The sequence below is a fragment of the Chryseobacterium sp. GW821-FHT04C04 genome (assembly GCF_059420365.1).
Genome location: NZ_JBWKTO010000005.1, coordinates 466,095 through 478,602, shown reverse-complemented (window position 1 = coordinate 478,602; position 12,508 = coordinate 466,095). Strand labels below are relative to the sequence as shown.

General features: G+C 36.0%; 8 protein-coding genes. 4 read left to right on the top strand and 4 right to left on the bottom strand.

Annotation, left to right across the window (positions count from 1 at the left end; all coding sequences use genetic code 11):
• Positions 1-29: 29 nt before the first annotated feature.
• Together AC07UM_RS19020 and AC07UM_RS19015 are read left to right on the top strand one after the other, a co-directional pair.
• Complete coding sequence (locus AC07UM_RS19020; protein ID WP_494681607.1) at positions 30-2,855, top strand: G-protein coupled receptor family protein; 2,826 nt, start codon at positions 30-32, stop codon at positions 2,853-2,855.
• Between the two features lie 70 nt (positions 2,856-2,925).
• Entirely contained in the window at positions 2,926-4,599 is a 1,674-nt protein-coding gene (locus AC07UM_RS19015; protein ID WP_494681606.1) for a glutamine--tRNA ligase/YqeY domain fusion protein, read from the top strand.
• A 311-nt stretch (positions 4,600-4,910) separates the two neighbouring features.
• Here the strand turns inward: AC07UM_RS19015 and AC07UM_RS19010 are convergent, their stop codons facing one another.
• On the bottom strand, positions 4,911-6,839 hold the full coding sequence (locus AC07UM_RS19010) for an oleate hydratase (RefSeq protein WP_494681605.1): 1,929 nt from the start codon (positions 6,837-6,839) through the stop codon (positions 4,911-4,913).
• A gap of 89 nt (positions 6,840-6,928) precedes the next feature.
• Complete coding sequence (locus tag AC07UM_RS19005) at positions 6,929-7,807, bottom strand: helix-turn-helix domain-containing protein (RefSeq protein WP_494681604.1); 879 nt, start codon at positions 7,805-7,807, stop codon at positions 6,929-6,931.
• A 300-nt stretch (positions 7,808-8,107) separates the two neighbouring features.
• On the opposite strand from AC07UM_RS19005, the gene AC07UM_RS19000 reads away from it, so the two are divergent.
• Positions 8,108-9,289 carry an MFS transporter gene (locus tag AC07UM_RS19000; RefSeq protein ID WP_494682285.1) on the top strand — a complete coding sequence of 394 codons (1,182 nt, stop codon included), beginning with the start codon at positions 8,108-8,110 and terminating at the stop codon, positions 9,287-9,289.
• A 92-nt stretch (positions 9,290-9,381) separates the two neighbouring features.
• On the opposite strand, the gene AC07UM_RS18995 is transcribed toward AC07UM_RS19000, so the two are convergent.
• Positions 9,382-10,362, bottom strand: coding sequence for a YpdA family putative bacillithiol disulfide reductase (locus AC07UM_RS18995; protein WP_494681603.1), 981 nt, complete (start codon positions 10,360-10,362; stop codon positions 9,382-9,384).
• 99 nt (positions 10,363-10,461) lie between these two features.
• Here AC07UM_RS18995 and AC07UM_RS18990 point away from each other — a divergent pair, with 99 nt between their 5' ends.
• On the top strand, positions 10,462-11,106 hold the full coding sequence (locus AC07UM_RS18990) for a hypothetical protein (RefSeq protein WP_494681602.1): 645 nt from the start codon (positions 10,462-10,464) through the stop codon (positions 11,104-11,106).
• 63 nt (positions 11,107-11,169) lie between these two features.
• Here AC07UM_RS18990 and AC07UM_RS18985 read toward each other — a convergent pair whose 3' ends face one another.
• Positions 11,170-12,459 (bottom strand): glycosyltransferase family protein, encoded by a 1,290-nt coding sequence (locus tag AC07UM_RS18985; RefSeq protein ID WP_494681601.1) that lies wholly within the window; start codon positions 12,457-12,459, stop codon positions 11,170-11,172.
• Between the last annotated feature and the right edge of the window lie 49 nt (positions 12,460-12,508).

The following is a 12,508-nucleotide window of genomic DNA, read 5'->3' as shown; positions in this document are numbered from 1 at the left end:
TAACTTTAAAATCAACTAAAATTAATACCATGGAAACTATAATCTATTATTTTGAAAAGCTTTATAATACCATTAAATCTAATGGAATTTATATCTTTTTGTCTGTTTTTTTTGTCTTTTTACTTTTTGTGATTTCAGATGTGAGTGATGATTTCATCTATGCATTAAGTGATAAAGGAAATTTTGCCAGTATATTCTTTATCTGTTTGTCATTTATTCTTCTAACGCTTGCTTTGTGGGTAATTCCTGCATCTTTTCTAAAAATATTTTTAGGGTCTAAAACTCCACATGAGGAAGTTTTGTCATATTATCAAGGTTTTGAAGACATTTATAATGGAAAGAGAAATGAAAAGAGAAATCAAATTCCGGTCAAGTACATAGCTATTGCTCCCTGGGTTATCTACACTATTACTTTGACTGTTTGTCTGATGAAGTCTTTATTTATAATAGAATCAGTCTGGTATATCTTTTTATATTTATTCCTGCTTTCTATGTATATTCTGAATCTTCTGAATAGAAAATACAATATATTTCACAAGTTTTTTACTAGAAATAAAACCCGCAAAAGATTACTAAATACCCTAATTCTGGTAGCTATTGTAATTGCTGTCCTTCCATTAGTTATCTTTTTGTTTGCCTATCCTGAGCTTAGCAATAAATGCAGTACAAATCCGGTTTGCGTAAAGAAATATTATAATATATTCTTAAGTTTATTGGCTATTTATAATGTTTTCTGTATTGTGAGTACTTTTTTATTTTTAGTGTATAAAGAAAAAGAGTCGGCAACTACGGAACAAAAATATAAATTCAGTAAAACGCTTCACCGGTCCACCATCTTTCTCAGTGTTTCACTTTTATTGATTTTCTGTTTGTTTAGTTTGAACTCAAAATTAATCTGGATTTCTCCAACGGTAATACTAATCATTGTCTCAACGGTATTTATATTAGCTTTTGAATTACTTTATACAACTCCGCGAATGATTGTTGTGATTGATCGCTATAAAAACGCTTCACCTACAGGAAAATATGACAGACAGCGGTATATTTTCTATGCAGTAATGATGATCATGCTTGTGATATTCATATTGTTGCCTGATAAAAACATCCACATGATAAAATCGGATGCAGGAGAAAATGTATACCAATGCCCTACTTCAGAAAAGGTTGACAAAAGAATGACTTTGAATGGGTATTTTCTTCAGTGGCTGATACATAATCATCAATTTAATGAAAAGGAAAATAATGAACCCATTGATGTTATCCTTATTTCGGGAGAAGGAGGAGGGTCTACGGCAGGAAGCTGGCTGCTTGCCAATCTGCTGAATGTAGAAGCTGTAAATCCTCAGTTTTATAATAATATCTTTAGTATTTCTACCGTATCAGGATCATCAAATGGAGCTAATTTTTATTTTGCGGCTAAGACGAAAAATATTTTACCTGAAATTCCAAAAGCCGGATTTGCAGATAATAGAAGATATGAATTGCTTAAAGAAATTTACACTACCAATTATTTCAGCAGCAATTTTTTAGGACTTATGTTTTCTGATTATTTTATTAATCCTATTGCTTCGCTTAGCGGAGCTCATATCGACAGGAATTATATTTTGCAGAAAGAAGAAAAGAATGCAATGCTTGCTGCAACTTCAATGATAAGACCGGACAGTTTAAAATCTATTGAAGCTTATTTTGATCAAAACTATCTGGATTTGTGGTACAAAGAAAAAATTGATAAACAAAAACAGCTCAATCCTTTATTCTTTATTAATACAACTATGATGAATAAAGGTGAAAAGGCTATTTTTTCACCTGTTCAGGATTTAGATACCAGTCGTGTGAAAGATATTGTTAAGAGATTTGCAAATACTAAATACGGAAAAGAGAACTACATCCCGATTTCCGCTGCTGTAGCACAAAGCCAGGCATTTCCATTGTTGAGCACTTACAATAATGTTCCGGGAGTAGACCATCTGGGCGATGGCGGCTTTTATGAAAATACAGGAACATCTACAACCTTAATTGTTTATAAAAAATTAAAAAGCTATTATCAAAACTATCTAAAAAACCACACTAAAAGAAAGATACGGTTTATAATGATTAATTTCCTTTCAGCAGATAAATCAGATAAAAAAACAGATAAATCTTCGGACTTATTAAGAAAATCTATGCTGTACTATACGATAAACCAGACTTATAAAGTACCTTTTAACGGACATGCTAAGGATGCTTTAAGTTTTTTAGAAAAAGAAGTTGAAAGCAGTAACAATATATTTAATAAACAAGAGGGAATCACCGATACAATTTTAAATATAAGAAACTCAGAAGAATTTGCTACTACAAGATTGATCAGTAAGAAAACAATAAACAAAATGTTTTTATATGGAAGCTCTGAAAAGAGTGGTGCGACACTTATCATTAATGCTTTGAAAAAAATCACAGATGAGCGTACTAAAATGATTTCTAATGATAATAATGGTGCAAACGTATCTACAGTATATATTTATTACTCAGATAAAGCTGAAAAAGAAAACCCGGAACTCATCAAAAATATGGGAAATTATATCAGCAACGAAGTCATCATTGATAATCCCAAAAATAGACAGAAAAAATATATATTCAGTGTTCAGGGCATGCAAAATGTTTCTTCTTTTGATATCAATCAGGTTCGGTATTTTAATGGAGGTGATGCTGAAATAGCAGAAAAACTGGCAAGAGAGCTTGGTAAAAAAGATCTGGTTTTGGAACATAAGTATTTTGACAATAAAAATTTTAAAAAAGCTATTCCTAAAGGCCAGTTGCAAATATGGATTGATAAGCTTAAGAAACCTAAACCATCTAAAATAGATACAAAAAAATAGAGTTTTCTTTACCCCAAATTTTCCGTAACTTTGTACAACTTTTTTTGTACAAAAACAAAAGCTAATCTTAATGGAAGAAGAAAAAAAATCCCTCAATTTTATTGAGCAAATTATTGAAGATGATCTGGCAAACGGTTTGAATAAAGATCAGATCCGTTTCCGTTTTCCGCCTGAACCAAATGGTTACCTGCATGTAGGGCACACAAAAGCAATCTGCATCAACTTTGGGCTGGGCGAAAAATACAATGCTCCCGTAAACCTTCGTTTCGACGATACGAATCCTGAAAAAGAAGAACAGGAATTTGTAGATTCTATTATGAAAGATGTAGAATGGTTAGGTTTCAAATGGGATAAAGTTTTGTACGCATCCGATTACTTCCAGCAGCTTTACGATTGGGCAGTTCAGTTAATTAAAGAAGGAAAAGCTTACGTAGATGAGCAAGCATCAGAAGTCATTACAGAACAAAGGAAAAATCCTGCAGAACCAGGAATTGAATCTCCATACAGAAACCGTCCTGTTGAAGAATCGTTAGATTTATTCGAAAGGATGAAAAACGGTGAATTTGAAAGTGGTTCAATGTCTCTTCGTGCAAAAATCGACATGGTTTCGCCAAACATGAATATGCGTGACCCTGTTATGTACAGAATTTTGAACAAACCTCACCATAGAACGGGTACTGCATGGAAAATCTATCCAATGTACGACTGGGCTCATGGTGAATCCGATTATATCGAACAAATTTCACACTCGCTGTGTTCTTTGGAGTTTGAAAACCACAGACCTTTGTACAACTGGTATCTAGATCAGGTGTATGAAGAAGGAAAGGTTAAAAACAAGCAGAGAGAATTTGCAAGGATGAACGTTTCCTATATGATTACTTCCAAAAGAAAGCTGCAGAGATTGGTAGCGGAAGGAGCTGTAACCGGATGGGATGATCCTAGAATGCCTACCATTTCAGGAATGAGAAGAAAAGGATATACTCCGACTTCCATCAGAAACTTTATTGATAAAGTAGGGGTGGCGAAAAGAGAAAATCTAATCGAAATTCAGTTGCTGGACTTCTGTGTACGTGAAGACCTGAATAAGGTAGCTAAACGTGTGATGGCAGTTGTAGATCCTGTAAAATTAGTGATTGAAAACTATCCTGAAGACAAGGAAGAATGGTTGGATACTGAAAATAACCCTGAGCAGGAAAATGCAGGAACAAGAGAAGTACCTTTCTCAAGAGAATTATATATCGAGCGCGAAGACTTCAAAGAGGAAGCTAATAATAAATTCTTCAGACTTAAATTAGGCGGAGAAGTTCGTTTGAAATCTGCTTACATCATCAAAGCTGAAAGAGTAGAGAAGGATGAAAATGGAGAGATCACAACAATCTACGCTTCTTATGATGAGAAGAGTAAATCTGGAAGTGGAACAGAGGAAAGTTTAAGAAAAGTAAAAGGAACTCTACACTGGGTTTCTGCAAAACATGCTATTCCTGTAGAAGTAAGAAGCTACAATCATCTGTTTACCGTGGAGCAGCCTGATGCAGAGAAAGATGTTGACTTCTTAAACTTCATCAACCCTGAATCTGTAACTACAGCCAAAGGTTTTGCTGAGCCAAGCCTTAAAGAAGTTGCGGTAGGAGAGCCATTACAGTTCCAAAGAATTGGATACTTTACAAAAGATCAGGATTCTACAGAGGATACATTCGTATTTAACCGTACAGTAACGCTGAAAGATTCTTATAAGCCTGAATAATTTTCAGGATACTTAATATATAAAAGCAGGACTTCATTGGAGTCCTGCTTTTTATTTTTGTTGAGTAACGCAAAGGCGCTAAAAAAACTCATCATTGTGAATATTTTTAGGGCACAAGGAAATCAAAGATTTCCAACAAGTGTAATACTTAATCAGTCCATATTCTTAGCTTAAGAAATTAACAGTGTTCAATTTTATCGGAGATAAAATCTTTGCGCCTTAAAAACGCTTCGGGCAAAATAATCTTGTGCCTTTGCGTTAAAAATAAAGTATACACTACTTTAAAACTATTATTTTGTGAATTGGTTTTTTTAGCCTTTTACTCCTTTTACCCATTCCTGAAATCTGCTCAAGAAAGATTCGTGTTCTTCATTTTCTTCCGGACGGTTTACCAGAATATGTTCAAAATAAGTTCCTTTCAATACCTTTCTTAATATTCCTTCTCCTAAGAAGGGTTTGTAGTCATTAAGAGCTTGGGTAGCTTTTAATAAATGTCTGATATCATATTGTAAAGGATTGATATCCGGAACTTGTTTGTTGAGATTAAGAAGATTGTAAACAGCTATTCTAGCAGTTCTCACAGAACTTTCCATCGTGAATACAACGTCATTATTGGTTTCTACAAACTGTCCTACAAGACCTAAGTTGGTACATCCTTCAGGAACCACTCTAGGGCGGTCTCCCTGCGCTCTTGGCATAAACATGGAAGTGATGTAAGGCATGAAGGCGGTACGTACAATCGTATTTTCTATAACGTTATCCAGTTGGTCTGTCATTCCAAGGTGATAACAAAGCTCGGCAAGAATTTCGTTTCCTGTACATTGAGGCATTGTTTTTTTGATGTAATTACCTTCTTTATCCATTAGCAAAGCATATACCCATACTACAAGGATATCATCCGGCTGAGTAGGGAAGTGCGGCTGTCTGTTGCAGGTAAAGCTCATCACCCAATTGGAGTCTGTAATGGTAATAATGCCTCCCGTAGCGGTTCTTCCTGAATAAGGATCATTCACACACATCTCTTTCAGTTTCTCAGTGAAAGCAGAAGGACGACATGTTAATGTGGCAGATTCCCATGAAGATTTTTCGATGTGGCTACAGAATTTCTCTGGTTTTCCGAATACTTCAGATTTTGCAGCAAGATTTTTCCAAAGTTTCCATCCGGCGCTTTGTCCTGCACTGCTGTTATCTATCGTAATTTCAGGAACGGTATTATTGTCTCCGTAGAAAGTACTTTCTGTCATGGATCCGGTTGTTACAATAACATAATCATCTTTACCGATTGGTATTCTTACTTCTTCCCCATTTTGTTCAGTAATGATTCCTTCTACCGTTTTTCCTTCGGTGTTGATGTGAATATCAAGATCTTTTACCAGAACATTAAACTGGATTTGTACTCCTTTTTCAACCAGGAAGTTTTTCAGAGGGGTTACGTAGGTATCATATTGGTTATATTTAGGGAAAACCAGACATGAGAAGTCTTTCATTCCGTCAATAGCGTGAAGGAATCTGTGCATATACAGTTTCAGTTCAAGCAAGCTGTGCCAGTTTTCGAAGGCAAACATAGAGCGCCAGAAAAACCAGAAATTACTGTTCAGGAAGGATTCTGCAAAATAATCTTCAATGGTAAGATCATCAAGCTCTTCTTTTTTCTTTAACAGAAGTTTTACAATGGCAAGCTGATCTTTTTTCTCAAGACCAAATTTACTGAAATCCTGAATCTGTCCCTGATTGTGAATAAGTCTCGCTTTAGAATAATTGGGGTCATTGTCATTAACAAGTCTATATTCATCCAATACGCTATAAGGAGCTGGTAATTCCAACGCAGGAATATCCTGGAACATATCCCATAAGTTTTCATACGTCATGTCCATTTCCCTTCCTCCACGGATGATATAGCCGTCTTTTGCGTTACCGGCTCCATCCAGGGATCCACCTTCAACATTCAGCTGGTCGAGGAAAATAATGTTTTTGCCTGGTACACGGCCATCACGGATGAAATAATAAGCAGCAGACATGCCTGCAATTCCACTTCCTACAATATAGATTTTACTGTTTTCGTAAGACTGTAAAGGAATTCCTTTGTTTCGTTGATAGTTTCCGATCTGATCGGAAAAAGGCATCGTTTTTTCAGGAGTGTTAATCTGAACTTCTTTACTTGAATCTGGTTCGTGGTTTACTTTTCCGAACTGATCAGAGGCATTTAAAACTTTGTCGAATTTTGAATTGATCGTACTCATTTTGTATTGTTTTTAATTAACAGTATAAAGGTACCTCTATTCACAAAGCAATATATATCCCCAAGTTCAGAATTATTATCCCCAAATTCTCATGACTGAATATTTTCTTTCATTCTGTACTCTGAAGGAGAAAGTGTAGTATGTTTTTTGAAAAAACGGCCGAAAGCCGATGCGGAATTAAACTGAAGTTCAAATGCAATTTCCGAAATCGTTATATCAGGATTTCCCAACATGACATAAGCTTCTTTCAGTAAGGCTTCGTCAATAACCTCATGAGGTGTTTTTCCGCTTGCCTTTTTAATGATCTCTATGAGGTATTTATTAGAAACATGCAGCTGATCGGCATAAAACTGAACCGTCCGCTCCCTGTTGATATTTTCTCTGATCAGTTTATTAAACTTCAGATAAAGATCTTTTTTGCCTTCCTCTTTTCCTGGATTTGCAGAGTTTTCCTGTTCTATAATCTCAGCCGTCTCCAGCAGCAGATTGAAAATAATGGTACGGATAATTTCTTCCGTAAACTTTCCTTGTTTCTTTGATTTCTTATCAAGATAATCGAGAAGGTTCTGCAGCAACGATGAATTTTTTGCAGAGGTTTTTACGATGTTGTAGGAGCCTTTGGAGAAAAGATTCATTTTCTCAATAATAAAAGGATTGGAAATATTTTTAATCAGAAAATTTTTGTCAAAGAACAGCAGTTTCATCATAAAATCTTCACTGGTCTTTACAAACTTTACAATGGTAGAAGGGGCAGCCATCAGAAAACTATGAGCATCTATTTTGTATTTCTGGCGGTCTATCTCAATATTGATTTCTCCTGCGGTACAGATGCACAATGCGTAATAATCCATTCTGAAAGGAGCTTTTGGGAACTCAAAAATGGGTTTTCCGGAAGAAATGTAGTAGGATTGCCGGCAGTCAATACTGTAAAAGGATAGCGTATCATGTAAATTTTCGTAGGTTACCATTCTTACGTATTGGTTAAAATTTTATTGTGTTTTTAAGTAATTTTAGCTTAAAACCCCTGTTGTTATTGCAATTTACGATTTTTATAAAAGTATTTAGGCTTCAAATAGTAAAAAAAACTCTTTTTTCAGGATACAGCTAATATTCTGTTTTAATGATGTTATTTGTTAAAAAGGGGTTTAAATACAGGCTTTTGGGTTATTTTTATCTAATTTTGCACTTTCAAATTCCCCCAAAATAATATTGTGAGATTAATTAACGTATATACGAGTTCTTTCAAAGGACTCTCGCAGGAGAGTTGGATGCTGGCGTTGGTAATGCTCATCAACAGGGCCGGTTCTATGGTACTTCCTTTTTTGGGAGTTTATATGACCAATCATTTACATTTCAGCATAGAAAATTCAGGAATTGTACTGAGCTTTTTTGGAATAGGCTCGGTCCTTGGATCCTGGCTGGGAGGAATGATCACCGATAAAATAGGAGAGTATAGAGTACAAAGTCTGAGTTTACTTCTCAGTGTTCCTTTATTCTGTCTGATTCCGCTTTTTACGACAGAAGCTGGTCTGGCTGGAATTATTTTGGCCCAGAGCATTGTAAGTGAAACTTTCCGTCCGGCAAACTCGGTAGCGATTACCAAATATGCCAAACCTGAAAATATTACCCGTGCCTTTTCACTGAACCGTATGGCTGTAAACCTTGGGTTTTCTATTGGACCTGCATTGGGAGGTATTTTATCTGCTATTTCTTATGAGTTTCTGTTTTTCAGTAACGCACTGGCTGCTTTTCTGGCCGGGCTGATGTATATCTGGTTCTTTAAAGATCGGGCAAAATTGGCGAAACTGAAAGCAAAAAAGGTAAAAGAAGCCATCATTGTTAAAAAAGAAAGTTCTCCCTATCGCGACAGGAAGTTTTTGATCTATTGTGTGTTCTGTATGCTGTTTTCAATATGTTTTTTCCAGCTGTTCAGTACACTGACCATATTTTATAAGGATACAGCACATCTGAGTCAGCAAAATATCGGGTATATTCTGGGATACAGTGGTTTTTTGATTGTACTGCTTGAAATGGGGCTTGTACAGGTGGCGGAGAAGTATTTTACTTTAGCTTTTACCATGCTTATCGGGACATTGCTGTGTGGAGTTTCTTATGCGATGCTGGCTTTTGATTACAGTATGGTTACCCTTATTGTTTCTATGACCTTGCTTTGTGTGGGAGAAATCTGGACGCTGCCTTTTATGTCGACTATTACAGCATTGCGCTCAGGAGAGAATAACAAAGGCGCTTATATGGGGCTGAATGGAATATCATTTTCTATAGCATTCATCATTACACCTTATATAGGAACACTCATTGCAGAGAAATTAGGCTTCAATATACTGTGGATAGGAACAGGAGTACTGGCAGCATTTATTGCAGTTGGTTTTTACTTTATTGTTCCATGGATGCTTAAAGATAAAAATAAGATAGAGGAAGAGCTGGTGTAAAGCACAGATTCATCTTTCATTTATATCATAATAACCCCGGCTGAAAATTTTCAGCCGGGGTTATTATTGGGTATCTATATAGAATGCTTACTTTAAGAGTTTTGGATGGAATCTTTAGACAGAATATGGGAGATAATCATATTCGCATGAATTCTGGAATTCTCAATGAACCAAAGATGAGTATCTTTTCCTCCACAAACTACCCCTGCCAAATAAAGGTTGGGGATATTGGTTTCCATCGTTTCAGAGTTATAGAACGGATTTAGGCAATCTCCATTGAGCTCGATACCTGAGTTTCTTAGAAAATCAAAATCCGGAAGATAACCTGTCATAGCCAGTACAAAATCATTGTCAATTTCATGGGTTTTTCCGTTCTCATCTTTAAAAACAACCGTGTTTTCCTTAACTTCTATCAGTTCTGCATTAAAATGAGCTTTGATGCTGCCTTCTGCAATTCTGTTTTCAATATCCGGTTTCACCCAGTATTTTACACTTTTGGAAATCTCAGCATGACGGACGATCATGGTTACTTCAGCTCCTTTTCTATACGTTTCCAGTGCGGCATCTACCGCAGAATTGCTTGATCCTACCACCACAATTTTCTGTTTCGCATAAGGATAGGGCTCGGTATAATAATGCTTGACCTTCGGAAGATTTTCACCAGGAATGTCCATAAGATTGGGGATATCATAGAATCCGGTAGCGATGACTATATTTCTGGCCAGATAGGTTGCTTTTGTAGTTTTGATCTCAAATATTTCTTCATTTTTTGAAACACTCAGCACCTTCTCATATAAGTTGATATTCAGCTTTTTTTGTCTGGCAATTCCCTGATAGTATTCCAGTGCTTCCTGCCTTCCCGGTTTTGGAGCCGTAGAAATAAAAGGAATTTCATCAATTTCCAATTTTTCAGCAGTGGAGAAAAAGCGCATATACAAAGGATAATTGTAAAGCGAATTGACAATGGTTCCTTTTTCTATGATTAAATGACTAAGATTGTTTTTTTGAGCTTCAAGAGCACAATTTAAACCAATAGGTCCGGCTCCGATAATGAGAATGTCCAAAATTTCCATATAACAAAGGTACAATGGAAATTATAAATTATCAATGATGAATTTATAATTCTGCTTGGCATCAGTTTTGGTGTTTTTACCTAAGACAAAATTTGAAATATGAAAAAACTATTTATTCCGGTACTCGCTTTAAGCTTTGTTGTAGCCTGTAACAAAGAGGCTGGGAAGCCTGTCCCTAATGAAATTGATTCTGTCGCACAGAAGGCAAAAACAGACAGTGCAAGTACTATTCAGAATAATGCTAATAAAGAAGCCGTTTTAAAACAGATCAATGATGAGGTTTTGAAAACTTTGAAAAATAAAGACTATACAGCTTTTGCTTCCTTCATTCACCCGGAAAAAGGGGTTCGTTTTTCAATGTATGCTTATGTGGATATGAAGGAAGACAAACATTTTTCTAAAGCAGATTTTGAAAAATATCAGCCTACCAAAACTATATTTACCTGGGGGGCACATGATGGTTCAGGAGATCCTTATAAAGCGACGATCAATGATTATCTTGGTAAATGGGTCTTTTCTAAAGATTTTACAACATCACAATATTCACTGAATAAATTTATCGGCGGCGGTAATTCTTTAAATAATTTAAAAGAGATCTATCCTAAAGGTGACTTCACCGAAAACTATATCAAAGGAACCGAAAAATATGGGAATATGGATTGGAAAACGGTTCGTTTTATATTTGAAGAATTTCAGGGTAAACATTATCTGATCGCAGTAGTGAATGACCAGTGGACAATTTAGAAGTTAGAGGCGGGCAGATCAGGAATAAACTTCATGCTTCCAGCCTCTGGCTTCCATTCTGTTTTATTTCAAAACCTCAGTGAGTTGACGGGTCAAATTTCTTCTTGAGAACTGCTCAATATGTTGAATGTTTTCGAGAAGGCTTCCGTTTTTCCAAAGTTCAAATTTTTCAAGAATAAACTTTTTTACTATTTCCGTGTCCTGATAGTTAAAGTGCTTTCCTGCCTGGGTTTCTTCCAGAATTTTTGCCACATCAGCTTTGTCCGGACCGAATGACAGAATCTGCTTTCCTGAAGCCAGGTATTCAAATATTTTTCCGGGAATGATTCCTTTTGAAGATTCATTTGGAAAATTGGTGATCAGAAGAAGATTTGAATTCTTCATTTCCTCTACAGCCTTTCCGTGGGCAAGATATCCAAGATTCAGGATATGATTTTTCAGACTTGAATTTTCAATAGAATGCAGGATTTTATCGTCAATTCTTCCTACAAATTTCAACGTAAAACTGGCTGCAAATTTTAGGTTTTCTTTGATCAGTTCATCAAGTGCCCTCCAAAGATTTTCGGGATTTCTTAGCTGTTCCAAAACTCCGATATAACTTAATGTAAAAGTTTCACCTACTGGCTCTTTCACTTTTTCCTGTGAATCACTTTCATCAAATCCATTTGTAATACAAACCGCATTGGCTCCAGCTTTCCGAAAATTTTCTGCATCAGTATAGCTCGTAGCCAAAGTGATGTCTGCATTTTTGAATACAGCACTTTCAAGCTGACGGTGCTTTTTATCTGAGCCTTTGGTTAATTTCAGATGTTTGTAATAGGAAATCTCGGTCCATGGATCCCGGAAATCGGCAATCCATTTCAGATCCGGCATTGTATTCTTAAGTCCCAAACCAATCAGATGGAGTGAGTGGGGCGGGCCGGAAGTAACAATCGTATCTATTTTATTGTCTTTCAAATATTTTTCCAAAAATGTAATGGAGGGTTTCACCCAAAAAACTCTGGCATCCGGAATAAAAAAATTACCCCTCACCCAGATTGAAAGTTTAGATTTCCAGCTTTGATTTTTTCCTACATCAAATTGTCCCGCTTTAAATTTTTTGTTGCTTTTATTAAGTTTTTCGGCCAGCTGATAAGGCTCCCATATTTTGGTTCTTACCATCTCAATGTTTTCAGGAACCTCTTTCATCAGCGTTTCATCCAGCAAAGGATAACTCGGGTTTTCCGGAGTATAGATGATCGGTTTCCAGCCAAAATCCGGAAGATATTTTGCGAACTTCAGCCATCTTTGAACACCAGGACCTCCCGCAGGAGGCCAGTAATAGGTGATAATCAATATTTTCTTTTGTTCCATTTTTTAAGCTTAAATGGTCTTTGTCATTCTGAACGAAGAGTAGCGCAGT